25 protein-coding genes, 2 pseudogenes and 1 other annotated feature are annotated in these 25,964 nt (G+C 47.7%); of the genes and pseudogenes, 21 read left to right on the plus strand and 6 right to left on the minus strand.

What is annotated here, in order from left to right:
* Positions 1–23: 23 nt before the first annotated feature.
* Positions 24–1,007, minus strand: a complete 984-nt coding sequence (locus MOC09_RS05350) for a glutaminase (protein ID WP_268369816.1) — start codon at positions 1,005–1,007, stop codon at positions 24–26.
* Positions 1,008–1,307: 300 nt separating this feature from the next.
* On the opposite strand from MOC09_RS05350, the gene MOC09_RS05355 reads away from it, so the two are divergent.
* The 12 genes and pseudogenes from MOC09_RS05355 to MOC09_RS05410 all read left to right on the plus strand — a co-directional run.
* Positions 1,308–2,540, plus strand: a complete 1,233-nt coding sequence (locus tag MOC09_RS05355; protein ID WP_268369891.1) for an ATP-binding protein — start codon at positions 1,308–1,310, stop codon at positions 2,538–2,540.
* Between the two features lie 10 nt (positions 2,541–2,550).
* Positions 2,551–3,495 (plus strand): DNA-binding domain-containing protein, encoded by a 945-nt coding sequence (locus MOC09_RS05360; protein WP_268369818.1) that lies wholly within the window; start codon positions 2,551–2,553, stop codon positions 3,493–3,495.
* Positions 3,496–3,721: 226 nt separating this feature from the next.
* Positions 3,722–4,648, plus strand: coding sequence for a 5-dehydro-4-deoxyglucarate dehydratase (gene kdgD, locus MOC09_RS05365; protein ID WP_268358539.1), 927 nt, complete (start codon positions 3,722–3,724; stop codon positions 4,646–4,648).
* 32 nt (positions 4,649–4,680) lie between these two features.
* Positions 4,681–6,147 (plus strand): alpha-ketoglutaric semialdehyde dehydrogenase GucD, encoded by a 1,467-nt coding sequence (gene gucD / locus MOC09_RS05370; RefSeq protein WP_268369820.1) that lies wholly within the window; start codon positions 4,681–4,683, stop codon positions 6,145–6,147.
* 85 nt (positions 6,148–6,232) lie between these two features.
* A complete protein-coding gene (gene gudP / locus MOC09_RS05375) occupies positions 6,233–7,600 on the plus strand; it encodes a glucarate transporter GudP (protein WP_268358544.1) in 1,368 nt (455 codons plus the stop codon).
* Positions 7,601–7,636: 36 nt separating this feature from the next.
* On the plus strand, positions 7,637–9,004 hold the full coding sequence (gene gudD / locus MOC09_RS05380; protein WP_268369822.1) for a glucarate dehydratase: 1,368 nt from the start codon (positions 7,637–7,639) through the stop codon (positions 9,002–9,004).
* Positions 9,005–9,073: 69 nt separating this feature from the next.
* A complete protein-coding gene (locus MOC09_RS05385; RefSeq protein ID WP_268369824.1) occupies positions 9,074–9,775 on the plus strand; it encodes a FadR/GntR family transcriptional regulator in 702 nt (233 codons plus the stop codon).
* Positions 9,776–9,868: 93 nt separating this feature from the next.
* Positions 9,869–11,401: a galactarate dehydratase gene (gene garD / locus MOC09_RS05390; RefSeq protein WP_268369826.1), complete on the plus strand. Its 1,533-nt coding sequence runs from the start codon at positions 9,869–9,871 to the stop codon at positions 11,399–11,401.
* Between the two features lie 267 nt (positions 11,402–11,668).
* Positions 11,669–12,598, plus strand: a complete 930-nt coding sequence (gene mphK / locus MOC09_RS05395) for a macrolide 2'-phosphotransferase MphK (protein ID WP_268369828.1) — start codon at positions 11,669–11,671, stop codon at positions 12,596–12,598.
* Between the two features lie 48 nt (positions 12,599–12,646).
* Positions 12,647–12,893 (plus strand) — a binding site (T-box leader).
* Positions 12,894–12,987: 94 nt separating this feature from the next.
* Positions 12,988–13,149: an anti-TRAP regulator gene (rtpA, locus tag MOC09_RS05400; RefSeq protein ID WP_268358558.1), complete on the plus strand. Its 162-nt coding sequence runs from the start codon at positions 12,988–12,990 to the stop codon at positions 13,147–13,149.
* A gap of 20 nt (positions 13,150–13,169) precedes the next feature.
* Positions 13,170–14,108, plus strand: coding sequence for a DMT family transporter (locus MOC09_RS05405; protein WP_268358561.1), 939 nt, complete (start codon positions 13,170–13,172; stop codon positions 14,106–14,108).
* 126 nt (positions 14,109–14,234) lie between these two features.
* Positions 14,235–14,483: pseudogene (locus MOC09_RS05410) on the plus strand (ABC transporter permease); the annotation flags it as partial.
* Here the strand turns inward: MOC09_RS05410 and MOC09_RS05415 are convergent.
* Together MOC09_RS05415 and MOC09_RS05420 are read right to left on the minus strand one after the other, a co-directional pair.
* Entirely contained in the window at positions 14,444–14,578 is a 135-nt protein-coding gene (locus MOC09_RS05415; RefSeq protein ID WP_268358563.1) for a hypothetical protein, read from the minus strand. The pseudogene MOC09_RS05410 and the gene MOC09_RS05415 overlap by 40 nt on opposite strands.
* The gene (locus MOC09_RS05420; RefSeq protein WP_268358565.1) at positions 14,538–14,924 is read right to left on the minus strand and encodes a YndM family protein; all 387 of its coding nucleotides are present in this window, start codon (positions 14,922–14,924) and stop codon (positions 14,538–14,540) included. The genes MOC09_RS05415 and MOC09_RS05420 overlap by 41 nt, the downstream gene beginning before the upstream one ends.
* 111 nt (positions 14,925–15,035) lie before the next feature.
* Between MOC09_RS05420 and MOC09_RS05425 the strand changes: the two genes are divergently transcribed.
* The 7 genes and pseudogenes from MOC09_RS05425 (at position 15,036) to tatC (ending at position 20,644) form a co-directional block, all read left to right on the plus strand.
* Positions 15,036–16,253: a serpin family protein gene (locus MOC09_RS05425; RefSeq protein ID WP_268358567.1), complete on the plus strand. Its 1,218-nt coding sequence runs from the start codon at positions 15,036–15,038 to the stop codon at positions 16,251–16,253.
* A gap of 83 nt (positions 16,254–16,336) precedes the next feature.
* Positions 16,337–16,765: a cell wall hydrolase CwlJ gene (gene cwlJ, locus MOC09_RS05430; RefSeq protein WP_268358570.1), complete on the plus strand. Its 429-nt coding sequence runs from the start codon at positions 16,337–16,339 to the stop codon at positions 16,763–16,765.
* A gap of 108 nt (positions 16,766–16,873) precedes the next feature.
* Positions 16,874–17,607, plus strand: a pseudogene (locus MOC09_RS05435) (vWA domain-containing protein).
* A gap of 75 nt (positions 17,608–17,682) precedes the next feature.
* Positions 17,683–17,859 (plus strand): hypothetical protein, encoded by a 177-nt coding sequence (locus MOC09_RS05440; protein ID WP_268367198.1) that lies wholly within the window; start codon positions 17,683–17,685, stop codon positions 17,857–17,859.
* 18 nt (positions 17,860–17,877) lie between these two features.
* On the plus strand, positions 17,878–19,629 hold the full coding sequence (gene phoD, locus MOC09_RS05445) for an alkaline phosphatase PhoD (protein ID WP_268367197.1): 1,752 nt from the start codon (positions 17,878–17,880) through the stop codon (positions 19,627–19,629).
* Between the two features lie 13 nt (positions 19,630–19,642).
* Positions 19,643–19,855: a sec-independent protein translocase protein TatAD gene (tatAD, locus tag MOC09_RS05450; RefSeq protein WP_003223835.1), complete on the plus strand. Its 213-nt coding sequence runs from the start codon at positions 19,643–19,645 to the stop codon at positions 19,853–19,855.
* 60 nt (positions 19,856–19,915) lie between these two features.
* On the plus strand, positions 19,916–20,644 hold the full coding sequence (gene tatC, locus MOC09_RS05455) for a twin-arginine translocase subunit TatC (protein WP_268367196.1): 729 nt from the start codon (positions 19,916–19,918) through the stop codon (positions 20,642–20,644).
* Here the strand turns inward: tatC and pcp are convergent.
* Positions 20,641–21,288: a pyroglutamyl-peptidase I gene (gene pcp, locus MOC09_RS05460; RefSeq protein ID WP_268369830.1), complete on the minus strand. Its 648-nt coding sequence runs from the start codon at positions 21,286–21,288 to the stop codon at positions 20,641–20,643. The genes tatC and pcp overlap by 4 nt on opposite strands.
* Before the next feature lie 79 nt (positions 21,289–21,367).
* On the opposite strand from pcp, the gene MOC09_RS05465 reads away from it, so the two are divergent.
* Entirely contained in the window at positions 21,368–22,471 is a 1,104-nt protein-coding gene (locus MOC09_RS05465; RefSeq protein ID WP_268369832.1) for an aminotransferase class V-fold PLP-dependent enzyme, read from the plus strand.
* Positions 22,472–22,513: 42 nt separating this feature from the next.
* Here MOC09_RS05465 and lmr(B) read toward each other — a convergent pair whose 3' ends face one another.
* Positions 22,514–23,947 (minus strand): lincomycin efflux MFS transporter Lmr(B), encoded by a 1,434-nt coding sequence (gene lmr(B), locus MOC09_RS05470; protein WP_268367193.1) that lies wholly within the window; start codon positions 23,945–23,947, stop codon positions 22,514–22,516.
* A gap of 61 nt (positions 23,948–24,008) precedes the next feature.
* Positions 24,009–24,575 carry a TetR/AcrR family transcriptional regulator gene (locus tag MOC09_RS05475; protein ID WP_268367192.1) on the minus strand — a complete coding sequence of 189 codons (567 nt, stop codon included), beginning with the start codon at positions 24,573–24,575 and terminating at the stop codon, positions 24,009–24,011.
* Between the two features lie 185 nt (positions 24,576–24,760).
* Between MOC09_RS05475 and MOC09_RS05480 the strand changes: the two genes are divergently transcribed.
* On the plus strand, positions 24,761–25,894 hold the full coding sequence (locus tag MOC09_RS05480) for a type II asparaginase (protein WP_268369834.1): 1,134 nt from the start codon (positions 24,761–24,763) through the stop codon (positions 25,892–25,894).
* Positions 25,895–25,964: the final 70 nt, after the last annotated feature.

A 25,964-nucleotide genomic window follows, 5' to 3' on the forward strand; every position in this document is an offset into this window, starting at 1 on the left:
ACAATCACCTCTTTTTTTAATGTTTAAAAAATACTAAGCTCCCACTCTTGAGCCATGTGTTTCAGCAGCATACCGCCAGTGAGGCTGTTGCCGTATTCATCAATGGCAGGCCCGTAAATGCCGATGCCACATCCAGATTGAAAAGGCTGTTCTCGTCTGGCGCTTGGAGGAACGAGAGCCATGATGCCGCCGGAAACGCCGCTTTTGGCCGGCACGCCGACAAACGCCGCATATTTGCCTGAAGCGTTGTACATGCCGCACGTCAGCATTAATGCCTTGGCCAATTTTGCCACGTCCTTTGGAATCACCTGCTGGCGGCGAATCGGATGATAGCCGTCATGGGCAAGGATCAGGCCGATCAATGCGATGTCTTCTGTAGTGCCCTCCATGGCGCATTGCTTCAAGTAAACCTCAAGCGTTTCTTCTACATCTGCTTCTAAAAAGTTTGTTTCTTTTAAATAGTAGGCCAGCGCTCGGTTGCGGTGCGCGGTTTCCCATTCAGATTGGAACACTTCCTCATGAATTCTCGGCCGTTTTCCTATTAAAGTTTCCATTACCGAGTTAAGAAACTCGAGCTTATCGTGGGCCGACTCTCCCGGAAGAAGCGATGCGATGGTGAGGGCGCCTGCGTTGATCATAGGATTAAACGGCTTTCCCGGCTTGTTGATTTCGAGCCGAATGATTGAATTAAAAGCGTCGCCTGTCGGCTCGACATCTACGCGGTCGAGTACATAGGAAATGCCGCGGCTCATGCAGGCGGCGATAAAGCTGATCACTTTTGAAATGCTTTGCAGGGTAAAAGGGACGTTCCAATCGCCGGCATGTATCATTGTTCCGTCAGGCTCCAATATACAAATGCCGAGCTGTGAGTCATTGACTTTTCCTAAAGCGGGGATATAGTTTGCACTTTGTCCATTGGCGGCAAAGGGGCGATAGTGCTCAACCCAATGATGCAGCTGTGCTGCCGGGTCTTTTTCTGTCAAGGGCTCTTTTATCAACTCTTTCATCGAATTCCTCCTCACTGTTTTTCTTCTTTAAGGACTGAGGTTTATCAAAACGAAGACTGAAGGGGCATTAAACGCTTTCATAAAAGCGGAAGGTATATTTACTGTATAATGGCGACTACAGAATCATACAAAATACGACAAAAAATTTTTGAAAATAAGCCGTAAGATTTATAAAAATCTCATGTTCTGGGTCAAAAGAAATTTGCAGGTTTTCTGCCGTTTCCCCAAAATAAAAGCGAGGATGTGATCATCATAAAACTGGAACGTTTTTTTGAAAAAGACGGATATATACTGGCCCTCATGCTGATTACGGTGCCGTTGGCCGGTGAATTGAAATTTTATCCTCTCAATGAGGAATTCAGGATCAGCTTTGGCGCACCGGCTTTTTTCTTCTTCTTATCGCTGCTGCGGCATGTGCCTGCTGTGCTGCCGGGTCTTCTGACGGGAGCGGCAGTTTTTGTTTTTCGCGTTTTTCTGGAACTATGGGGCGGGGGTCACGATGGACTGGTTCCGATTCTCTATGAACAAGCGTCCGGCTTTTTCTTTTATATGACTTATGCCTGTCTGTTTTACATATTAAAGGCCAATCGTTTTCGAGAACGGCCGATTATGCTCGGTTTCATCGGGTTTATGATTGAAATTGTGTCAGATTGTGTCGAGCTTGCTGTGCAGTTTCTCCTTTTTCATACGGTTGTCACGCCTGCGAAAATCACGGATATCGCGGTGATTGCGGTTTCTCACACATTTATCGTGATGAGCTTTTATAGTGTGCTGAAGCTGTATGAGACGCAATCGAGAGAAAAACAGACAAGGCGGCAGCATGAGCACATGCTGATGATCGTTTCAAATTTATACGAAGAAACGGTACATTTAAAAAAGACGCTGAAAACGACAGAGCAAGTGACGAACGATTCATACCAGCTCTATCGGGAAGTGAAGGGCAAGGATGATCAGCTCAGCGGCAGAATCCTGAGACTGGCCGGAGAGATTCATGAAGTGAAAAAGGACAACCAGCGGATATTCGCAGGGCTTTCAAAACTGATTTCGAATGAGAGTTTAAGGGATTATATGAAGGCTTCTGATTTGCTGCAGCTTGTGATTCGAATGAATGTAAAGTACGCTGAAGCACTAGGGAAAGAGATTGATTTTGACTGCTCGATAGAAGGGGAGCATGACGATTATCACGTATTTATCGTGCTTTCGATCGTAAATAATCTAACGGCAAATGCGGTTGAGGCAATGGGAGAAGAGGGAATGATCAGCCTGAGGCTCCGTAAGCCAAAAGAGAGTATGGTAGAATTCCAGGTGGAAGACAATGGCCCCGGCATTTCTGAGAAAATCGGAGACATTGTGTTTGACCCGGGTTTTACTTCAAAATATGACGAATTTGGCACCCCTTCTACGGGTATCGGACTTTCCTACGTAAAGGAAATCGTGACAGAGCTAGAAGGGGAAATCACGTTTGATAATCAGCAGCGGGGAGTGGTGTTTGCCATCAGGCTGCCTGTTCGGCATTTGATTCAGAAAGGGTGAACCGAAAGCTATGCGTTTTTTTATTGCGGATGATGACCGTGCGGTACGGTCGATTTTAAGGCAGATCATTGAGGATGACGATCTCGGGGAAGTGACTGGTGAAGCGGAAGACGGAAGCCAAGTGGAAGGGCATATGCTGCAATTTAAGCAGATTGATATTTTATTAATTGATCTGTTAATGCCCGGACGGGACGGCATTGAGACGATTCGCCAGCTTCAGGATACGTACTCAGGAAAGATCGTAATGATCTCTCAAGTGGAAGCGAAGGAAATGGTCGGAGAAGCGTACTCGCTCGGCATCGAATATTTTATCCATAAGCCGATTAACCGCATTGAAATTGTCACGGTTCTCCAAAAGGTGAAGGAACGGATCGACCTTGAGCACTCGATAGGGGATATTCAGCACTCTTTAAGCCGGCTTGTCAACCGGACTGAACGGAAAGCGCGTCCTCCGCACAAAAATGACAGCGGCATAAAAGAAGCAGGAACTTTCCTATTGTCCGAGCTTGGCATGATGGGAGAAGGCGGCGCACATGATCTCATGGCGGTGCTTCAGTATTTAGCAGAGCATGAGAAATCCGAGCCATACGAAAAACATATCCCTTCTCTAAAACAAATCTTCATCCAAGTAGCGGAACGAAAGCTGGGGGCAGGGGCATCTGAAACGGAGATCAATCGCGAAATGAAAGCCTCCGAGCAGCGCATCCGCAGAGCGATTATCCATTCGCTGCACCATTTTGCTTCACTGGGCACCACTGATTTTTCGAATCCGAAATTTGAAACCTATGCATCGAAATTCTTTGATTTTCCGGTTGTCAGCCAGAAAATGAAAGAACTCCAATCTAGGGATGCAAAACCTCTCGCCCCCGCGAAAGTGAATATGAAAAAATTCATCCACGTGTTCTTTTTGGAAGCGAAGCTTTTGCACGAGACGATGAAACAAAGAAGCATGTGACCAAAACAGCCGGCTGCCCTGGCTGTTTTTTTGATGCCAAGAATCCCGGCCGGGAAGCGGTTTACTGACTTATCTGTAAAGTTTCAGAAAATAAAGATATTGACTTATTGTTTATTTGTCTTACAATTAAACAAAAGAATATAGGGGAGGAGCGGATATAAAAGAAAAATGAATAAAAGCGCTTTCAATCAGGGGCTGTATACACAAATAACAGGAGGTTATGCTGATGAGCCGTATGAGAAAAGCACCCGCTGGAATTTTAGGTTTTCCGGTTGCACCCTTTAATACACAAGGAAAACTGGAGGAAGAAGCTCTTTTTCAAAACATTGAGTTTTTGCTGGAAGAAGGCTTGGAAGCGATTTTTATCGCTTGCGGGTCTGGTGAATTTCAATCCCTCAGCCATAAAGAATACGAGCAAATGGTGGAAGTCGCAGTCTCGGCAGCCGGAGGCAAGGTGCCGGTTTATACGGGGGTGGGCGGAAACCTCAGCACAGCGCTTGAATGGGCGCAGCTGTCAGAGAAAAAAGGTGCCGACGGCTACTTGATCCTGCCTCCGTATTTGGTGCATGGCGAACAGGAGGGGCTGTATCAGTATGCGAAAACGATTATGGAAAGCACCGACTTGAATGCAATTCTTTACCAGCGCGATAACGCCGTTCTTTCTGTTGAGCAGATCAAACGGCTGACCGAATGTGAACAGCTTGTCGGTGTGAAGGACGGGGTGGGGAATATGGATTTGAATATCAACCTCGTCTATACACTTGGCGACCGTTTAGGATGGCTCAACGGAATGCCGATGGCTGAAGTGACGATGCCGGCTTACCTGCCGATCGGGTTTCACTCCTATTCCTCAGCGATTTCAAATTATATTCCGCATATTTCCCGGATGTTCTATGATGCATTGAAAAACGGAGATGGCGAGCTGGTGAAGGAACTCTATCAGCATGTGATTCTCCCCATCAACGACATTCGCAAACAACGAAAAGGATATGCTGTATCTTTGATCAAAGCAGGCATGGAAATCATGGGATTGAATGTGAGAAATACTGCAAGACCGCCTGTAGGCCCGGTTGAAAAAGAGCATTATCAGCAATTAGAAGCGATTCTGAAGCAGGCGGTTGACCGTTTTCCGAAAAAAGCCGCCACGGTTTGATAAACAGAATAAACATGAAAGGGGCAATGGGCATGTCAGTGATCACGGAACAAAACACATATCTCAACTTTATTAATGGAGAGTGGGTTAAGTCTCAATCAGGCGATATGGTTAAGGTCGAAAACCCTGCGGATGTGAATGATATTGTCGGCTATGTACAAAATTCAACGGCAGAAGATGTGGAACGGGCTGTCGCCGCCGCCAATGAAGCCAAAACGGCTTGGAGAAAGCTGACGGGGGCCGAGCGGGGCCAATACTTATACAAAACGGCGGATATTATGGAGCAGCGCTTAGAGGAAATCGCCGTCTGTGCAACGCGTGAGATGGGGAAAACACTGCCGGAAGCGAAAGGAGAAACAGCCCGCGGGATTGCCATTCTGCGCTATTACGCCGGAGAGGGCATGCGCAAAACGGGTGACGTCATTCCGTCTACTGACAAAGACGCGCTCATGTTTACCACCCGTGTTCCGCTCGGTGTAGTCGGCGTGATTTCTCCGTGGAACTTCCCGGTGGCAATTCCGATTTGGAAAATGGCGCCGGCATTGGTATACGGAAATACCGTTGTCATCAAACCGGCGACAGAAACTGCCGTGACATGCGCGAAGATTATTGCCTGCTTTGAGGAAGCGGGGCTGCCGGCAGGGGTCATCAATTTGGTGACAGGCCCGGGTTCTGTTGTCGGGCAGGGGCTTGCTGAGCATGACGGGGTAAACGCCGTTACGTTTACCGGTTCAAATCAAGTCGGGAAAATCATCGGGCAGGCCGCTTTAGCGAGAGGAGCCAAATACCAGCTTGAAATGGGCGGCAAAAACCCGGTTATCGTAGCCGATGACGCTGATCTTGAAGCTGCGGCTGAAGCTGTCATTACGGGTGCCTTCCGTTCAACCGGCCAGAAGTGCACTGCGACAAGCCGTGTCATCGTGCAAAGCGGAATTTACGGCCGCTTTAAAGAAAAACTGCTTCAGCGCACAAAGGATATTACGATCGGAGACAGCTTAAAAGAGGATGTCTGGATGGGGCCGATCGCCAGCAAAAATCAGCTTGATAACTGCCTGTCGTACATTGAGAAAGGCAAACAGGAAGGCGCTTCTCTTTTGATTGGAGGAGAAAAGCTGGAGAACGGAAAGTACCAAAACGGCTATTTTGTTCAGCCCGCCATCTTTGACAATGTGACATCTGAGATGACGATTGCCCAAGAGGAAATTTTCGGTCCGGTGATTGCTTTGATGAAGGTGAATACGATGGAGGAGGCGCTGGACATTGCCAATGACGTGAAATTCGGCTTAAGCGCATCTATTTTTACGCAAAACATCGGCCGAATGCTCTCATTCGTTGATGATATTGACGCCGGTCTTGTCCGGATTAACGCAGAAAGCGCTGGTGTTGAGCTTCAGGCGCCTTTTGGCGGAATGAAGCAGTCGAGCTCCCACTCCCGCGAACAGGGTGAGGTAGCGAAGGACTTTTTCACGGCGATCAAAACCGTTTTTGTGAAGCCATAATGGTGCTGGGGAAGAGGCGGATGTCTCTTTCCCGGCTTTATCACAGCCAGCATATGATTCTCTACTTTGAAAAGGAGAAGATACTATGAAAAAAGACTATGCGAATGTTTCACCGGCGGACAAAAAAACGTCTGTGCGCTGGTTCATCGTTTTTATGCTGTTTCTTGTGACCTCTATTAACTATGCTGATCGGGCGACGCTTTCCATCACCGGGGATTCCGTCCAGCATGATCTGGGATTGGACTCGGTCGCCATGGGATATGTCTTTTCTGCTTTTGGCTGGGCCTATGTCATCGGGCAGCTTCCCGGCGGCTGGCTGCTGGACCGCTTTGGTTCAAAGACTGTTATTGCATTAAGCATCTTTTTCTGGTCGTTTTTTACACTGCTGCAAGGGGCGATTGGCTTTTTCTCCGCCGGCACAGCGATTATCCTGCTGTTTGCACTGCGTTTTTTGGTCGGCTTGTCTGAAGCGCCTTCATTTCCCGGAAACGGCAGAGTTGTTGCCTCGTGGTTCCCAAGCTCCGAGCGCGGGACCGCTTCAGCCTTTTTTAATTCAGCTCAATACTTCGCAATCGTCATTTTTTCTCCTTTAATGGGCTGGCTCACCCACTCTTTCGGCTGGCATTCTGTCTTTGTTGTCATGGGTGCAGCGGGTATTCTCCTGGCTGTCATCTGGCTAAAAACGGTGTACGAACCGAAAAAACATCCGAAGGTCAACGAAGCCGAGCTTGCGTATATCGAACAGGGCGGCGGGCTGATCTCCATGGATGACAGTAAAAGCAAGCAAGAAACAGAATCGAAATGGCCGTATATCAAACAGCTGTTAACGAACCGCATGCTGATTGGCGTGTACATCGCGCAATATTGCATTACGACTCTCACCTATTTCTTTCTCACATGGTTTCCGGTATATTTGGTTCAGGCCCGCGGCATGTCTATCCTTGAGGCAGGGTTTGTTGCTTCTCTGCCGGCGCTGTGCGGATTTGCCGGCGGTGTGCTTGGGGGCATCGTGTCAGACATCTTACTCAAAAAAGGCCGTTCGCTCACCTTTGCTAGAAAAGCGCCAATCATTGCCGGCATGCTGCTGTCTTGCAGTATGATTGTCTGCAACTATACAGATTCAGCGTGGCTTGTCGTTGTTATTATGTCGCTCGCGTTTTTTGGAAAAGGCTTCGGCGCACTGGGCTGGGCTGTCGTGTCGGACACGTCTCCGAAAGAGTGTGCAGGATTAAGCGGCGGTTTGTTCAACACTTTCGGAAATATTGCCTCAATTACAACACCGATTATTATCGGATACATCGTGAATGCGACAGGATCTTTTAATGGCGCGCTCGTGTTTGTCGGTGCTAACGCGGTTGCGGCGATCCTCAGCTATTTGCTGCTGGTCGGGCCGATCAAACGGGTCGTGTTAAAGAAACAAGAGCAAGATCCCGATCAATCATTGCCGGTCTAATATTTATGAAAGCGCTTTAAAAAAGGAGGATAAGACATGAGTTCATCCATACAAGAGCAGGTTCAAAAAGAAAAAAGTTCGAATATTCCTTCAATTATAGAGATGAAGGTGATCCCTGTTGCGGGACATGACAGCATGCTGCTGAATCTGAGCGGCGCGCACAGCCCATTTTTCACTAGGAATATCGTGATTTTAACCGACAACAGCGGAAATCAGGGTGTCGGCGAGGTGCCTGGCGGTGAACACATCCGTCGCACGCTGGAGCTGGCTGTGCCGCTTGTTATCGGAAAATCCATTGGCGCCTACCAGTCGATATTGCAAACGGTCAGAAAGCAGTTTGCTGATCAGGACAGGGGAGGTCGCGGCATTCAGACGTTTGATTTGCGTACCACGGTGCATGCCGTCACAGCGCTGGAAGCCGCTTTGTTAGATTTGCTTGGAAAGTTCCTTCAGGAACCGGTCGCGGCTTTGCTGGGCGAAGGGAAGCAGCGTGATGAAGTGAAAATGCTCGGCTACCTCTTTTACATCGGCGACCGAAAGCGGACGGCCCTGCCGTATCAAAGCGATGAGCAGTCAGATTGTGCATGGTTCCGTCTCCGCCATGAGGAAGCGCTGACGCCGGAGGCTATTGTGCGTCTTGCCGAATCCGCGCAGGAGCGTTACGGCTTTCAGGATTTCAAGCTGAAAGGCGGGGTGCTGCCGGGAGAGGATGAAATGGAAGCCGTCACCGCATTATCGAAACGTTTTCCAGAGGCAAGGATCACCCTTGATCCGAATGGGGCGTGGTCATTAGAGGAAGCCATTTCCTTATGCAAAGGAAAGCAAGATGTGCTCGCGTATGCGGAAGATCCGTGCGGGGATGAAAACGGCTACTCCGCCCGTGAAGTGATGGCTGAGTTCCGCCGCGCGACAGGGCTTCCGACCGCGACAAATATGATTGCGACCGACTGGCGGGAAATGGGCCACGCGATTCAGCTTCACGCGGTGGATATTCCGCTGGCGGATCCTCATTTTTGGACGATGCAAGGTTCCGTGCGGGTTGCGCAAATGTGCCATGATTGGGGTTTGACATGGGGCTCCCACTCCAACAACCACTTTGACATCTCCCTTGCAATGTTTACCCATGTGGCGGCTGCGGCTCCGGGACGCATCACGGCAATTGATACCCATTGGATCTGGCAGGACGGGCAGCGGTTAACAAAGCAGCCTTTTGAGATTGCTGCTGGCTGTATGAAGGTGCCAAATAAGCCTGGTCTTGGCGTCGATATTGATATGGAACAAGTGGAAAAAGCGCATGACCTCTATCGAAACATGAATTTAGGCGCACGGAATGATGCGATCCCTATGCAGTTTCTGATCAGCAACTGGGAGTTTGACCGAAAACGCCCGTGCCTTGTGCGATAAGTTTGATTGTAAATATTGTCATCTCAGCTATTTTGTCTTACAATTGAACAACTGAAGGGAGAGTTGTTCGTGTACGAAGGTTTAGAAGATCTGAAAGTCGATACAGTCAATCGGAAAACGTTAGCCAAGCAGGTCATTGAACGGATTGTCCATTTATTATCGAGCGGACAGTTAAAGGCCGGTGACAAATTGCCGACAGAAATGGAACTCATGGACATTTTGCATGTCAGCAGGCCGGTGCTTCGCGAGGCCCTCAGCTCACTAGAGACACTGGGTGTGATTACGAGGAAAACCCGCGGCGGCACGTATTTCAACGATAAAATCGGCATGCAGCCATTTTCCGTCATGCTTGCCTTGGCGACTGATAATCTTCCGGCGATTATTGAAGCGCGGATGGCGTTAGAACTCGGACTTGTAACGATTGCCGCGGAAAAAATCAATGAGGATGAGCTTCAGCGTTTGCAGAAGACAATCGACGATATCGCCAACAGCACTGACAATCTTTATGGTGAAGCAGATAAAGAATTCCATCGAATTATAGCGTTAAGTGCCAATAATCCCGTTGTCGAAGGGATGATTCAATCCCTGCTGATCACCCATGCGAAAATTGACAGCCAGATTCCGTACAGGGAGAGAGATGTAACGGTCGAATACCACAAAAAAATCTATGACGCTCTTGCCAAAAGAGACCCGTACAAAGCGCATTACCACATGTATGAGCATTTGAAATTTGTCCGTGACAAAATTCTGAAGGGTATAGATGTTCAATAATTGTAGAGACAGCCGCAGTTGGAACGTAAGATCTGCGGCTTTTTTTGAACTGATTTAGAAAGCGTTTACTAAGATATGAGGAGTGATTTTCTGATGGCGATGAACCTCAGGCAGAACCAAGCGCCCCTTTACATCAAAGTGAATGACACAGATAACACGGCGATTATTGTCAATGACGGAGGACTGCCAAAGGGCACTGTTTTTTCATGCGGCCTTGTACTTGAAGAGGATGTCCCCCAAGGCCATAAGGTGGCCTTAACCGACCTGAATCAAGGGGATGAGATTGTCCGTTACGGAGAGGTGATCGGGTTTGCTGATGAGACGATCAAACGCGGGAGCTGGATTCGGGAAGACCTAGTGAGAATGCCCGCTCCCCCGGATTTAGATGATCTTCCACTTGCAAACAGAGTGGCCAAACCGCAGCCCCCTCTTGAAGGCTACACGTTTGAAGGATATCGAAATCCGGACGGCAGTGCGGGGACAAAAAATATTCTTGGGATTACCACAAGTGTTCAATGTGTCGTTGGCGTTTTGGATTATGCGGTCAAACGGATAAAAGAAGAGCTGCTGCCGAAATATCCAAATGTCGATGATGTTGTGCCGCTGCATCATCAATACGGCTGCGGTGTGGCGATCAATGCGCCGGACGCTGTTATTCCGATCCGCACGATTCAAAATCTCGCGAAGCATCCGAACTTCGGCGGAGAAGTAATGGTCATCGGATTGGGATGTGAAAAGCTCCTCCCGGAAAGAATTGCCTCCGAAAATGATGATGACATTCTATCGCTCCAGGATCACCGAGGTTTTGCGGCGATGATCCAATCCATTTTGGAAATGGCGGAGGAACGGTTAATCAGGCTGAACAGCAGAACCCGGGTGTCATGCCCTGTTTCGGATCTGGTTATCGGCCTGCAATGCGGCGGCAGTGATGCGTTTTCCGGCGTGACGGCGAACCCTGCCGTGGGGTATGCCGCTGATTTATTGGTTCGCGCAGGTGCAACGGTTTTGTTTTCAGAGGTGACAGAGGTGAGGGATGCGATTCATTTATTAACGCCGCGGGCTGTCAGTGAAGAGGTCGGACATTCGCTGATTAAAGAGATGAAGTGGTATGACCGCTATCTTGGGCGGGGGGAGGCGGACCGAAGCGCGAATCCTTCGCCAGGCAACAAAAAAGGCGGATTATCCAATGTGGTGGAAAAAGCGTTAGGCTCGGTAGCCAAATCAGGCACAAGCCCTATCTCCGGCGTGCTTGGCCCAGGCGAAAAGGCAGAGCAAAAAGGCCTGCTGTTCGCGGCGACACCGGCAAGCGATTTTGTGTGCGGAACTCTCCAGCTGGCGGCAGGAATGAATCTGCAGGTGTTTACGACAGGAAGGGGAACACCGTACGGCTTGGCTGCTGCACCGGTGCTGAAAGTATCAACAAGGCATTCCTTATCAGAGCATTGGGCGGATTTAATCGATATCAATGCCGGACGAATTGCAACAGGTGAAGCCAGTATAGAAGACGTAGGCTGGGAGATCTTTAGGACGATTCTGGATGTGGCGAGCGGCCGCAAGCAAACGTGGGCAGACCGTTGGGGCCTTCATAATGATTTGTGCTTGTTTAATCCCGCCCCAGTGACTTGAATCATTGTTCTAGAAGATCGAAATTGGAATATGATAATCTACGTATAAAGAACGGAGGGGTTACCGCATGGCATTCATGAGATTCCGATTGAAACGAATTCAATAGTGAACGACTCTCGCCTGAATGCGGAGAATCGGGATGGATCTGCCTATGTATAGCCCTTATACTTTGTCATAAAAGAGGGTGGCGATGCTGCCCCTCTTTTTTGTGCCTTTCACACATCCCTTCTCTCTATGGCAGGCGGAACATGGGAAAGGGGAAAGAAGATGACAAACCAAAATGAGAAACAGCTTATTCATGAGATTGTGGCACTTGCACGCAACCAGGGGCTGGCGGTTCACTCCGAAAACGCGCAATTGAATGAAACGGGAATGGATTTTCAAGTTGTATTTGCCAAGGACGACACAGGTATGCCGTGGGTGCTGCGAAAGCCGCGGCGAGATGATGTTGTGGAAAGAGCAGCTTCAGAAGGCAGAACGCTTGCCTTTCTCCGGACAATTCTTACAGCTGATGTGCCGGATTGGAGAATTCATACACCGGAATTGATCGCTTACCCTATGTTAAAAGGAACGCCGGCTGCCGGGATTGATTTGGAACAGAAACAGTATGTATGGAATATGAATCATCATCCGCCGTCAGACCATTTTATACGGACACTTGCCAAGATACTGGCTGAATTACATGGAGTGAACCCAGCAGACGCTGGCCAATCTGGTATAAACGTGATGAGTCCGGAAGAAGTCAGGCGAAACACAGCTGAATCTATGGATGACGTAAAGAACACGCTTGGAGTGTCTGAACAGCTTTGGCAAAGATGGCAAACATGGATAAATGATGATGCATACTGGCCAGGTTTCTCCGTGCTGATACACGGCGATCTCCATCCGCCGCATATCCTTATCAATCAAAACGAACACGTTACAGGCCTTCTGGATTGGACAGAAGCAAAGGTCGCCGATCCAGCCAAAGATTTTATCTTTTATCAAATGCTGTTCGGGGAAGAGGAAACCGCGCGTTTGCTTGAATACTATCATCAAGCAGGCGGCCGCATATGGGCAAAAATGCAGGAACACATCTCAGAGATGCAGGCGGCATATCCGCTGGAAGTTGCCAAATTTGCTCTGCAGACACAGCAGGAGGAGCACATCAATATGGCACTGGAAGAACTTGGCGTAAAAAATCGGATTAAAAATTGACTCTATAAATTAACAGAGTATTATAACATTTAGTAACAAAAGAACGGATCAACAATCGTGAGGAAGAGTAAGTACGCATCAGTGTGGGGGTTCAGAGAGTCGGTGGCAGGTGTGAATCGACCCTCCCCTGATGCCGAATGGGCTTCTGAATTGCTTTGCTGAACGGATAGTAGGCGATGCCGGGATTCTCTCCCCGTTACCAAGAGAGAGTATCGAAACGGATGTTTTCTGTACTGAGAGTGAACGGCTGTATAGCTGTTAATAAAGGTGGTACCGCGAGACCCTCGTCCTTTGCATAGGACGGGGGTTTTTTGTGTCTTAAAGGAGGTGACGGCCAATGGATGATGGCTGGTGGTGCATAACAGATGAAGAGGAAAGGAGGATGTCAAATGGTTATTGCAACAGATGATCTTGAGGCCGCATGTCCCAAATGTGAAAGATCGGGAGAAATCGAAGGAACACCTTGCCCGGCCTGCAGCGGGAAAGGTGTTATTCTGACGGCTCAAGGATATACGCTTCTGGATTTTATCCAAAAGCATTTAAATAAGTAAAGGAGAATAGCTGAGCTGAGATGAGATTAGAAGAGCAGAGTAAGCTTCGCGAGGCCGCAGCAGGTACGGTTTTTTTGTTGATCGGAACGGTTTGTTTTGCGTCTAAGTCAATTTGGATTAAATGGGCTTACCAAATGGGTGCTGAGCCAGATGCCGTGCTACTATACAGGCAGCTGATGGCTGTTCCGCTGTTTTGGCTGATTTTTTTGATATACCGTCCACCAATGCCAGACGGTAAGAAAAAAGGAGACCTATGGAAGGCTTGTGGGGCGGGAGTGTTTTGTTTTTTTCTGTCTCCCTTGCTTGATTTTATTGGGCTGAACCATGTATCCGCAATGGTTGAACGTATATTGCTGATGAGCTGTCCGTTGTTTGTGTTTGGATTCACCACGTGTCGTGACCTGAAAATGGGTTCAATTCAGGACCTTTTCGCCATGCTGGCGGTCATGTTCGGCCTTTTCTTTGCGCTCGGAGGCTGGAATGCTGAGCTTTTTCAGGCGAATAGCATTGGAGCTGTATTGATTTTGTTGTCTTCGGCAGTCTATGCTGGTTATCTTGTCCTTTCCGGGCATCTCGTCCATCAAATCGGCGGCATCCGTCTCAATGCATACGGGATGACGGCAGCAGGAGCGGCCATGATGCTTTACACAGGCATTAAGGCGGCGATCGGCATGAATACGCCAATGACAGCATATCCGCTTGCTGTGTACGGTTTATTTGTGTTCATCGCAGTCGTCTCTACTGTGATTCCATTTGTGCTGATGCTTGAGGGCATAAAACGAATCGGGGCACTGCGAGCTGCCAGTATTTCAATGGCAGGGCCTGTCCTGACGATTTTCTTTGGAGCCTTATTTCTTGGTGAGCGGCTCCAGCTTACTCAAACCATTGGATGCGCAGCCGTATTTATTATCATAACGGGCATGGAATATAGAAAACTGAAAACAGGTAAAAATGAATAATTTTTGTAAAACACACACGTTTTTCAATTACAATAAATGTAATCACGTGTGTGTGTTTTGATTTTTCAAAGGTTAGGTGAGAAGATGCAGCGCATATTGCTTGTAGAAGACGACCACTCTATCGGTGAAAAGGTAAAAATGGCGGTTTTCGCTTTTGGCGCCGCTGGAACCAGTTTGGTTCCCATCTTTTTTGGGATGCGTAAACACTCAGTTCCGGCGACCATCATTTCGTCTGTAGTGATTGTGATGCTCATCAGTTCAACAAACCCCGGTTTCTCCATATCGTCTGTTGTGTATATCCCATTATCTTTGGCGGCATTCGGTTTGTTTTTTTCCTACATGGCGATCAGGAACGCGGACAAGCAGGATGCGTAAACAAAGGCACCCAATATGTAAAAACGGCCGATGCTGTCAGCACCGGCCCTCCCGTTATGAATCTGTTCTTGTTTCAAGATAATGCTTCTTGCCAATCTCTTTGCTCATCATATAGAAATGGAAGCAATATTCACCGATTGCCATGGCGATTGCACCGAATAAAGCTGCCAATGCAACTTCACCGCCAGTCATCCCCATAGAAAGCGGCATGCCCATCAGCCAAATGACAAGAAAGGCCAGACCGAAATCAGCCAAAGTCGCAATCATATTATTCCATCTTGGCAATACATAAAGATCGCCCAGCAAATATGAAATAATTCCTAACACAAGTGTCATTAAGATCGTATCACCAAACGTGAAACCAAAGCCCAGGCCAAGCACCAGATACAGCACAATAATTGTCATAATACCTTTAATCGCGAGCGCTTTCACATGTGTCATTCTAAAGTTCCTCCTTCTGTCATTTATTTGTTATGTATGATTCCTCAAATGCAGAAAGTTAAACCTTATATTGTGTTTTTATTGTCCGTATAAAAGGAGTGAATCGTTTGTATGAAAGGCAAGATGTTCACGGTGATGATGATGTTTATGCTTTTCGGAGGCGGGTGCAGGCCTGCTGAAGAGCCGGTATCAACTGCTCATTCTGCAAAAAACAAAGCCTACAATATTCATGAGCGTTTTATTGAAGCGGAGCGTGAATTCGGAACCGAATTGTTTAAAAGCATGTCAGATAAAGATGTAATGGACAATTTGTTAATCTCCCCATACAGCTTGCAGCAGCTGCTGGTAATGACTGCAAATGGAGCGGAGGGAAACACATTAAAAGAAATCAAAGCTGCTTTATATTTATCAGGTCTTCATGACAGCAGCATCAATGAGTCATCGCTGGCGCTTATGAAAAGATTCGAGTCTTTGCCTGAAGGTGATCTCCTGACGGCCAATGCAGTATGGACAAGCCTTGAACCCAGATCTGGCTTTAAACAAACGCTTAAACAATTCTACTCTGGGAGTGTCTTCAAGATGGATGGCAATATTCAGACTGCAAAGAACTCAATCAACCAGTGGACAGCACAGCAAACAAAAGGTCATATTGACGACATAGCGGATCGTCTTTCACCAGAAGCTGTTTCGCTTTTGGTAAACGCCGTCTACTTTCAAGAAAAGTGGTCGCTGCCGTTTGACCGGCAGTTGACGGCTGAGGAGCATTTTCTTCTGCCTGACGGCTCTTCCAAAAAACTGCCGATGATGAGGCAGTCTGCACGCCTTGCTTATTTAGAAAATGAACTGCTCCAAGCAGTCAAGCTTCCATATGAAGATCAGCAGCTTTCTTTCACTTTATTTCTGCCGAAGATAAAGCCGGCTTCTTTCTTGTCTCTCTTCACGTATCAAAACATAAAAGCATGGGACACCGCATTTCAGCCAAAAACAGTGAAGCTGAGCCTGCCCCGTTTTACGCTGAAAGGAAAGTATAACGTAAAACATGCTCTTCGCGATATGGGGATGAAATCCGTCTTTTCTGATGCTGACTTTTCCAGAATGTTTACTGAAGGCCGCGGTGTTTCAATCGATGATGTAAATCATCATACGTTTATCAAGGTGGATGAAGCAGGAGCCGAGGCTGCAGCTGCCTCGACAGCAGAAATTGTTGAGTCGGCAGCGCTCGCGCCAGATGTTATCTTGACGGCGAACCGCCCATTCTTCTTCGCCATCACAGATGAACAAACAACTAGCCTTTTGTTTTTAGGCTTTTTCGCAAATCCGAATGAATAAATTTATAAACTTCATCCTGTCCCCCCGTCATCACTTTTGAAGTAATGAAATATGATGAAAGGAGATTAAGGGGAGGTGACGTGATGGCGGTCGTGAGAGCAACGAGTGCGGATGTCGATTTGCTGGCAAGGCTGCTCAGAGCTGAAGCGGAAGGCGAAGGCAAGCAGGGGATGCTGCTTGTCGGCAACGTGGGAATTAATCGGCTGCGGGCGAATTGCTCAGATTTTAAAGGCCTCCGCACCATTAGGCAGATGATTTTTCAGCCGCACGCGTTTGAGGCTGTGACTCATGGATATTTTTATCAAAGAGCTCGGGATAGCGAGCGTGCCCTTGCACGGCGGTCGATTAATGGTGAAAGACGCTGGCCGGCAAAATTTAGTTTGTGGTACTTCAGGCCGGAGGGAGACTGTCCAGCCCAGTGGTATAACCAGCCGTTTGTGGCCAGATTTAAGTCTCACTGCTTTTATCAGCCGACGGCCGAGACGTGTGAAAATGTATATAACACATTTTAGAGACAGGACGCCGTTCACATTGAACGGTGTTTTTCTTTTGAAAAGAGATGCTATGGAAAATCTTCCTGTGAGAGAATCGAAGAAAAAAGAGCTGACGGAGATGACAGAATGGCCACAATTGATTTGCAAAAGAAAAGTGTAAAGATCGTACTGGAAAAAAAGCAATTAACGAAGGTGACGGCTCGTGTCGGATTGGTGCTTGATATTACGGGTTCAATGAGAACGCTCTATAAAAATGGGACGGTTCAAAACGTGGTGGAGCGGATTTTGGCGGTGGCTGACCAGTTTGATGATAACGGTTTGCTGGATGTATGGGTGTATGATAGTGAATTCTCCCGATTAAAGCCAGTCTCTGAAAAAGATTTTTCTGGATATGTCGATCTGAAATTTTGAATAATGACCATTTGCATAAATTCGGAAGAAATGATGAGCCGCCGGTTATGAAAGACGTACTGCGCAAATATGTCGTGGAGGAACCGAGTCCCTATCCCGCTTTCATCGTTTTTATCAATGACGGAGGCTGTAAAAAGTCGATCAAACCGATCATTGAAGCATCCTCTGATAAATCGGTGTTCTGGCAGTTTGTCGGCGTCGGAAACGGAAACTGCGATTTTCTCCATACATTGGATACGTTAGAAGAGCGTGTCGTGGATAACACGAACTTCCTGCATATCGAAGAGATTGACCGCATTTCTGATGATGAGCTTTATGACGCCCTGCTTACTGAATTTCCATTTTGGCTGAAAGATGCGAAGGAAAAAGGAATTGTAAGAGATCAAGAGCCTCCTGTTGAAAAGCCGAAAAAGAAGGGCTTTTTCAGCCGATTGTTTTCAAAATACTGATACAGCACTGAGTCATTCTGCAAAATGGCTCGGTGTTTTTGTTTTTTTAAGATCATGTGAAGAAAAATAGTCCGAATGGGCGGCTTGCAAACGACAGGATATGCAGAAAATGCGTCATTTAGACAGCTTTCGGCATGTTTCAGCGGCAGGTGTGTGAGGGAAGACCTGTTTTTGATGTTCAGCGCTTACAATCGGTTCACACTTCTTCACAGTCGTTTAACAATGATTTCCTATAATGAAGGCGATCAATGAGAAGAGAGGGGATCTTAAATGGCATACGACAGTCGTTTTGATGAATGGGTACAGAAACTGAAAGAGGAAAGCTTTCAAAACAATACGTTTGACCGCCGCAAATTTATTCAAGGAGCGGGGAAAATTGCAGGTCTTTCTCTTGGATTAACCATTGCTCAGTCAGTTGGGGCGTTTGAAGTAAATGCTGCCCCTAAATTCTCGAGCTATCCATTTACGTTAGGGGTCGCGTCTGGAGATCCGCTTTCTGACAGTGTCGTACTCTGGACACGTCTGGCGCCAGATCCGCTGAATGGCGGGGGAATGCCGAACAAGGCGGTTCCAGTCAAATGGGAAGTCGCAAAGGATGAGCATTTCCGCAAGATCGTGAGAAAGGGCACTGAAATGGCCAAACCAAGTCTTGCCCACTCCGTGCACGTGGAAGCGGACGGGCTTGAGCCGAACAAAGTGTACTATTACCGTTTCAAAACCGGGCATGAACTAAGCCCTGTCGGTAAAACAAAAACCCTTCCTGCGCCTGGTGCCAATGTGCCGAAAATGACCTTTGCGTTCGCTTCCTGCCAGCAATATGAGCATGGCTATTATACGGCCTACAAGCATATGGCGAAGGAAAAGCTTGATCTTGTCTTCCATCTCGGTGATTACATATATGAATACGGGCCAAATGAATATGTATCAAAAACAGGCAATGTCCGCACGCACAGTAGCGCGGAAATCATCACGCTGCAGGACTATCGGAACCGTCATGCCCAATACCGCTCTGACGCCAATTTGAAAGCTGCACATGCGGCGTTCCCTTGGGTTGTAACATGGGATGACCATGAAGTCGAAAACAACTATGCCAATAAAATACCGGAAAAAGGACAGTCGGTTGAAGCATTCGTGCTCCGCCGCGCGGCGGCATATCAGGCGTACTATGAACATATGCCGCTCCGCATCTCCTCTCTGCCGAATGGCCCGGATATGCAGCTGTACAGGCACTTTACGTACGGAAACCTGGCATCCTTCAATGTTCTTGATACCCGCCAGTACAGGGATGACCAAGCTAATAATGACGGCAATAAGCCGCCTTCTGATGAATCGCGTAATCCGAACCGGACCCTGTTAGGAAAAGAACAGGAACAGTGGCTCTTCAACAATTTGAGCAGCTCGACAGCTCACTGGAATGTGCTGGCACAGCAGATTTTCTTTGCGAAGTGGAATTTCGGGACAAGCGCAAGCCCGATCTACAGCATGGATTCTTGGGACGGTTATCCGGCTCAGCGCGAACGGGTCATCAATTTCATTAAAAGTAAAAATCTAAATAATGTTGTTGTGCTGACAGGTGATGTACACGCAAGCTGGGCATCAAATCTGCACGTCGACTTTGAGAAGACAAGTTCAAAAATTTTCGGGGCTGAATTTGTCGGAACCTCGATCACTTCCGGAGGGAATGGCGCGGATAAGCGGGCGGATACAGACCAAATTTTAAAAGAAAATCCGCATATTAAGTTCTTTAACGACTATCGCGGATATGTCCGCTGTACCGTAACGCCTCACCAGTGGAAAGCTGATTATCGTGTAATGCCGTTTGTGACAGAACCGGGCGCCGCCATTTCAACACGGGCTTCATTCGTCTACCAAAAAGACCAAACCGGATTGAGAAAGGTTTCCTCCACAACAATTCAAGGCGGGGTGAAGCAATCCAATGAGGTTGAAGAGGATCGTTTCTTTGCACACAATAAAGCCCATGAAAAACAAATGATTAAGAAACGGGCAAAAATTACGAATTAAGGAGTGAAAAAACATGTTTTCAAACATTGGTATACCGGGCTTGATTCTGATCTTTGTCATCGCCCTCATTATTTTTGGCCCTTCCAAGCTGCCGGAAATCGGGCGTGCCGCCGGACGGACATTGCTGGAATTTAAAAGCGCCACAAAATCACTTGTGTCTGGTGATGAAAAAGAAGAAAAATCAGCTGAGCTGACAGCGGTAAAGCAGGACAAAAACGCGGGCTGAGTGCTGATGAGGCAGACACCGGGTCTGCCTCTTTTTTTATGAAAGGGAGGGCTTTTTTGAATGGATAAAAAAGAAACCCATCTGATCGGGCATTTAGAAGAGCTTCGCCGCCGGATTATCATAACTCTCGCGGCATTTCTTCTATTTCTCATCACGGCTTTTTTATTTGTACAGGACATTTATGACTGGCTGATCAGAGACCTAGACGGAAAGCTGGCTGTGCTTGGCCCGAGTGAAATCCTCTGGGTGTACATGATGCTTTCCGGCATTTGTGCCATTGCGGCTACCATCCCTGTTGCAGCGTACCAGCTGTGGCGTTTCGTTGCACCGGCGCTCACGAAAACAGAGCGCAAGGTGACGCTCATGTACATACCAGGTTTATTTGCGCTGTTTTTGGCGGGCATCTCCTTCGGATACTTTGTCTTGTTTCCGATCGTACTCAACTTTTTGACTCATTTGTCCTCCGGCCATTTTGAAACGATGTTTACAGCAGACCGCTATTTCAGGTTTATGGTGAATTTGAGCCTGCCATTCGGTTTTCTGTTTGAAATGCCTTTGGTGGTGATGTTCTTAACAAGATTGGGGATTTTAAATCCTTACAGGCTGGCCAAAGCGAGAAAGCTATCCTATTTTCTTCTGATCGTCGTGTCCATATTGATTACACCGCCTGATTTCATTTCTGATTTTCTGGTGATGATCCCGCTGCTGGTCCTGTTTGAAGTAAGTGTCACCCTATCGGCGTTTGTCTACAAAAAGAGGCTGAGGGACGAAACGGCTGCTGCTGCTTAGTGCAGCGTACCACCCGGTGATTTCACATCCTCATCATATTGTGCAGCCGTAACAGCGGCGATCCTCAATGCCTGGACAATCGTGTCTAAGCTGAGGCTCGGCGCTGTTTTATCGATTGTTTGCTCAGGGATGTAAGGGATATGGATAAACCCGCCGCGAATGTTTGGAGCTGTCCGGCTAATATGATCCATTAACCCGTAGAACAAATAGTTGCATACAAAGGTCCCCGCTGTATAGGAAACTGCGGCCGGAATGCCGTTTTCCTTCATTTTTTCAGTCATTCGTTTCACAGGCAGCCCTGTCCAGTAAGCAGCGGGTCCTTCAGGAGAAATCTCTTCATCAATCGGCTGCTGTCCTTCATTATCGGGGATGCGCGCGTCTGCAAGGTTGACCGCCACCCGTTCCGGCGTGATCTGCATCCGCCCTCCGGCTTGGCCGGCACAGATCACAATATCCGGCTGATGCTCCTGTATAGCTTGCCGCAGCGTGTCCAGAGCGGTTCTAAAAACAGTCGGAATTTGTACTGCAATGATTATTGCGTCATCCGTTTCAAAGCCATTCATCCGTTTCGCCGCTTCCCATGATGGATTAACGGTTTCTTTGTCAAAAGGGTCGAAGCCTGTGATCAGTACTTTTTTTCTCATCATGCCATCTCCTTTTTTCTTTTATTCTATTGTTTATTTATGGGTTTTTCATCAAAATAATGAAAAGGAGTGAATCACAATGGAGCATTTGCCGCAGCAGGATCACCAGCTGTTCCCAATTGTGCAGACACATACCATGCTTGCCAGCTGCTCACAGAGCGCGTTGGCAGAGCCTGTATCAAGGGCGGTCAAAGACTATCATGACAGCCTGCTGCACATGGGGACGAACTGGAATGAAGCGATAGAAAAAACAGAGAGTGCCAGAATCGAGTTTGCGAAGCTGATAGGGGCTGAACCAGATGAAATTGCGATTGTGCCGTCAGTTTCTGATGCGCTCGTTTCTGCAGCATCGTCCTTATCTGTTTTTAGAAAGAAGCATGTTGTGTATACGGAGATGGATTTTCCGGCAGTGTCTCAAGTCTGGCAGGCACAATTGGATTATAACGTATCCGTCATTCCATCAATAGACGGCGTGCTGCCGCTCGAACAATATGAAACGCATATTACGGATGATACAGTGCTGACGTGTGTTCCGCATGTTCATTATCGTGACGGTTCCATTCAGGATGTCAAAGCGGTCGCTGCCATCACAAAGAGAAAGGGTTCTTTGTTATTTGTGGATGCTTATCAATCAGCGGGGCACATTCCCATTGATGTGAAGGAGTGGGGTGTAGATATGCTGGCGGCAGGCACTCGGAAGTATTTGCTTGGTATACCGGGTATGGCGTTTCTTTATGTAAGGAAGGAGCTGGCGGACGCACTGAAGCCGAGAGCATCAGCTTGGTTCGGCAGGGAGAGCGGATTTGATGCGGATTATGCGAAAGGTGCGCGCCGTTTTCAAACGGGCACCCCTGCTTTTATCAGCGTATACGCAGCGGCATCGGCTTTATCATTGCTGAATCATATCGGGGTTTCTCATATCCGGGATCATGTGAAAACGATCTGTGCCGATGCGTGTCAATATGCTGCTGAAAAAGGCCTGCAGCTGGCGGCGGCACCAGCAGGAGAGCAGCCGGGCATGGTTGCGATTCGGGATGGGCGGGCATCGGAAACGGCGGCGCTGCTGAAGAAGAAAAAAGTGATTTGCGCGCCGCGGGACACTGTCATCCGTCTCGCTCCTCATTTTTATAACACGAAGGATGAAGTGCGCCATGCGATTGATGAAATCGCGCTCCGCATGTAAACATAAAAAAGCCCCTGAACACAATGTCAGGGGCTTTTCATATTAATGATCTACCTTAACTCGCTTCAAGAAGAAAGCGCCAATTAAACCGATAATCGCAACAATCATCGCAAACACAAACGCGTGCTGTACGCCCGCTGTCAAAGCCTGCGGGATGACTGCCGGATCGGCAGGATTTTTGACTGTGCTCATATAATCATGCTGGCCTGCCGCCATAATGCTGACCGCAACCGCTGTTCCGATAGCGCCCGCCATTTGCTGCAGCGTGTTCATGATGGCAGTGCCGTCTGGATAAAACTCGCGCGGAAGCTGGTTTAAACCGTTTGTCTGCGCAGGCATCATGATCATAGAGATCCCGATCATCAAGCAGGTGTGCAGGATGATAATCAGCACAGCTGTTGAAGTGGTTGTGATGTTTGAGAAGAGCCAAAGGACAACAGTGACAATCACAAACCCGGGAATGACAAGCCATTTCGGCCCGTATTTGTCGAACAGACGGCCTGTAACAGGGGACATAAACCCGTTTAAAATGCCGCCCGGCAAGAGAATAAGACCAGAAGCAAATGCCGTCAGGACTAAGCCGCCTTGCAGATACATCGGCAGAAGCAGCATAGATGACAGGATAACCATCATGCAAATGAACACCATGATCACACCCAAAATAAACATCGGGTATTTGAACGCACGCAGGTTCATCATTGGCTGCTTCATCGTCAGCTGGCGGATTGAAAATAGGATAAGACCGACAACCCCGACAATCAGTGAGACGACAACAGTCGGGCTGGACCATCCGCCAGAGCCTTCACCGGCGTTGCTGAATCCGAACACAATGCCGCCGAAACCAATCGTCGATAGGATGATAGATAATACATCAATTTTCGGCTTTGTAATGTCAGATACATTCTGCATGTATGCGATACCGAAAACAAGCGCCAGCACAAGGAACGGAAGAGAAATCCAGAAAATCCAGTGCCAGTTGAGATGCTCCAGAACCAATCCTGAGAAAGTCGGGCCGATGGCTGGCGCGAACATAATGACAAGCCCGATCGTTCCCATCGCCGCGCCCCGTTTATGAGGCGGGAAAATCACCAGGATCGTGTTAAACATCAGCGGCAGTAAAAGCCCGGTGCCGAGCGCCTGAACGACCCTCGCCGCCAATAAAAACGGGAAGCTTGGCGCGAGTGCCGCGATCAAGGTCCCTATAATTGAAAAGATTAGTGACACGGTAAAAAGCTGTCTCGTTGTGAACCATTGCAAGAGCAGTCCTGATACAGGAACGAGGATACCGAGTACAAGCAGGTAGCCTGTCGTTAACCATTGAACAGTTGCTGCTGTTATGTTCAATTCCTTCATGAGATCGGTTAAGGCGATATTCAGCGCCGTTTCACTGAACATGCCGATAAAACCGGCCAACAGCAAGGAAATCATAATCGGCATCACTTTGTATTGCTGAGATGCTTTAGCTGCTGTTTCCACAAATCATTCTCCTCTCTGTGATCTGAATGTATTCATTCAGATCATATAAGTATATCTTTTCTTATTTCTTCAGAAGGGCAGGAATGCGGTTGGAGATTTGAAGGAGCGGTGTGCTGTTTTTTGCTGTCAAAGATAAAAGAATACCGCCTTCAATCATTGCATTAATTACGGTGCTGGCTTCCTTAGCATGGCTCTCGCTGCAGCCTCCCTGCCGCAGTTTTTCCTCATACACAAGGGCCCACTCTTTATAGGCTCCATGGCAGGCTTTCCGCAGCGGTTCGCTTTTCAATGACGTCTCAGCCGCAAGCAAGCCGACAGGCAAGCCTTCAATGTCTTCCGTACATGAAAATTGGCAGGAGAGCTCCCTTAAAAAGGCTTGAATGCCTTCCGCCGGATCCGTGTAGGCTTCCATGCAGTCCGCGATTTTCTGGCGGATATAGTCCTTCATCTCATTCACCGCTTCGATCGCCAGCTGTTCTTTACCGCCTGGAAAGTGGTAGTAAAGAGAGCCTTTAGGCGCGCCGCTTTCCTTAATAATCTGGTTTAGCCCCGTGCCGTAATACCCCTGCAGCTGAAAAAGCCGGGTAGCTGCCGAAAGGATTTTTTCACGGGAATCTCCATAACTCATAGCATTCCCACCTTACTGAATTGCAATCAAAAATATAGTGACTGGTCTATTATCTTGATTCAACCATCAATTGTCAAGAGAAATTCACTGTACGAAAAAACAGAGAGAAAAGCTGACACACCCTTTGACTGGGTAAACGAAATATTCAATGATTAGACATCATAAGAATGTAAGGAGAGAAACGGATGAAAAAACAACGATTGCTCATACTCGCTCTTTTTACCGCATTAGTGCTTGCTTTTACCGGATGCTCACAATCTCCTGCAACAAAGGAACCCCCGAAAGAAAAACAGCAGACACAAAAAGTATCCTCAGCCTCCGCCTCTGGAAAAAAGGACCTGCCAAACATTAAAATCTTAGCGACAGGGGGCACAATTGCAGGGGCGGATAAATCGAAAACCTCAACCACTGAGTATAAAGCAGGTGTCGTTGGCGTTGAATCACTAATCGAGGCTGTTCCGGAAATGAAGGACATTGCGAACGTCAGCGGAGAGCAGATTGTGAACGTCGGCAGCACAAACATTGATAATCACATCCTGCTGAAGCTGGCGAAACGCATTAATAAATTGCTAGATTCAGAAGATGTAGACGGAATCGTCGTGACGCATGGAACCGATACATTGGAAGAAACCGCTTATTTTTTGAACCTCACTGTGAAAAGCGATAAACCGGTTGTTGTCGTCGGTTCGATGAGACCGTCGACAGCCATCAGCGCCGATGGGCCGTCTAACCTGTACAATGCAGTTAAAGTGGCAGGCGCACCTGAGGCAAAAGGAAAAGGGACGCTCGTCGTTCTTAACGACCGCATTGCGTCAGCCCGCTACGTGACCAAAACAAACACAACTGCAACGGATACTTTTCAATCAGAAGAAATGGGATACGTCGGAACGATTGCTGATGATATCTATTTTAATAATGAAATAACCCGCAAGCATACAAAGGATACAGACTTTTCGGTTTCAAACCTTGATCAGCTGCCGCAAGTAGATATTATGTACGGGTACCAAAATGACGGAAGCTACTTGTTTGACGCGGCAGTGAAAGCCGAAGCAAAAGGGATTGTCTACGCTGGTTCAGGGAACGGTTCTTTATCTGACGAAGCGGAAAAAGGAGCGGTCAGCGCAGCCAAAAAAGGCGTCACTGTGGTGCGCTCAACCCGTACGGGAAATGGTATCGTGACACCAAACCAAGACTATGCGGAAAAAGATCTTCTGGCTTCGAACTCTTTAAACCCGCAAAAAGCACGAATATTGCTGATGCTTGCGCTCACTAAAACAGACGATCCTCAAAAAATCCAGGCTTATTTCAACGAATATTAAAGAAAAGAAGGCGAATAAGCCTTCTTTTTTCGGCATTTTAGGACATAAGTTTTCTCTAAACCTTAAAATT

The sequence above is a fragment of the Bacillus sp. N12A5 genome, assembly GCF_026790125.1.
GTDB lineage: Bacteria > Bacillota > Bacilli > Bacillales > Bacillaceae > Bacillus.

What these genes read in the sequence shown, in the direction of transcription:
- MOC09_RS05350 (WP_268369816.1), bottom strand. Translation starts at nt 1,007, where the DNA reads ATGAAAGAGTTGATAAAAGAGCCCTTGACAGAAAAAGACCCGGCAGCA.
- MOC09_RS05355 (WP_268369891.1), top strand. Translation starts at nt 1,308, where the DNA reads ATGCTGATTACGGTGCCGTTGGCCGGTGAATTGAAATTTTATCCTCTC.
- MOC09_RS05360 (WP_268369818.1), top strand. Translation starts at nt 2,551, where the DNA reads ATGCGTTTTTTTATTGCGGATGATGACCGTGCGGTACGGTCGATTTTA.
- kdgD (WP_268358539.1), top strand. Translation starts at nt 3,722, where the DNA reads ATGAGCCGTATGAGAAAAGCACCCGCTGGAATTTTAGGTTTTCCGGTT.
- gucD (WP_268369820.1), top strand. Translation starts at nt 4,681, where the DNA reads ATGTCAGTGATCACGGAACAAAACACATATCTCAACTTTATTAATGGA.
- gudP (WP_268358544.1), top strand. Translation starts at nt 6,233, where the DNA reads ATGAAAAAAGACTATGCGAATGTTTCACCGGCGGACAAAAAAACGTCT.
- gudD (WP_268369822.1), top strand. Translation starts at nt 7,637, where the DNA reads ATGAGTTCATCCATACAAGAGCAGGTTCAAAAAGAAAAAAGTTCGAAT.
- garD (WP_268369826.1), top strand. Translation starts at nt 9,869, where the DNA reads ATGGCGATGAACCTCAGGCAGAACCAAGCGCCCCTTTACATCAAAGTG.
- mphK (WP_268369828.1), top strand. Translation starts at nt 11,669, where the DNA reads ATGACAAACCAAAATGAGAAACAGCTTATTCATGAGATTGTGGCACTT.
- rtpA (WP_268358558.1), top strand. Translation starts at nt 12,988, where the DNA reads ATGGTTATTGCAACAGATGATCTTGAGGCCGCATGTCCCAAATGTGAA.
- MOC09_RS05405 (WP_268358561.1), top strand. Translation starts at nt 13,170, where the DNA reads ATGAGATTAGAAGAGCAGAGTAAGCTTCGCGAGGCCGCAGCAGGTACG.
- MOC09_RS05420 (WP_268358565.1), bottom strand. Translation starts at nt 14,924, where the DNA reads ATGACACATGTGAAAGCGCTCGCGATTAAAGGTATTATGACAATTATT.
- MOC09_RS05425 (WP_268358567.1), top strand. Translation starts at nt 15,036, where the DNA reads ATGAAAGGCAAGATGTTCACGGTGATGATGATGTTTATGCTTTTCGGA.
- cwlJ (WP_268358570.1), top strand. Translation starts at nt 16,337, where the DNA reads ATGGCGGTCGTGAGAGCAACGAGTGCGGATGTCGATTTGCTGGCAAGG.
- MOC09_RS05440 (WP_268367198.1), top strand. Translation starts at nt 17,683, where the DNA reads ATGGGCGGCTTGCAAACGACAGGATATGCAGAAAATGCGTCATTTAGA.
- phoD (WP_268367197.1), top strand. Translation starts at nt 17,878, where the DNA reads ATGGCATACGACAGTCGTTTTGATGAATGGGTACAGAAACTGAAAGAG.
- tatAD (WP_003223835.1), top strand. Translation starts at nt 19,643, where the DNA reads ATGTTTTCAAACATTGGTATACCGGGCTTGATTCTGATCTTTGTCATC.
- tatC (WP_268367196.1), top strand. Translation starts at nt 19,916, where the DNA reads ATGGATAAAAAAGAAACCCATCTGATCGGGCATTTAGAAGAGCTTCGC.
- pcp (WP_268369830.1), bottom strand. Translation starts at nt 21,288, where the DNA reads ATGAGAAAAAAAGTACTGATCACAGGCTTCGACCCTTTTGACAAAGAA.
- MOC09_RS05465 (WP_268369832.1), top strand. Translation starts at nt 21,368, where the DNA reads ATGGAGCATTTGCCGCAGCAGGATCACCAGCTGTTCCCAATTGTGCAG.
- MOC09_RS05475 (WP_268367192.1), bottom strand. Translation starts at nt 24,575, where the DNA reads ATGAGTTATGGAGATTCCCGTGAAAAAATCCTTTCGGCAGCTACCCGG.
- MOC09_RS05480 (WP_268369834.1), top strand. Translation starts at nt 24,761, where the DNA reads ATGAAAAAACAACGATTGCTCATACTCGCTCTTTTTACCGCATTAGTG.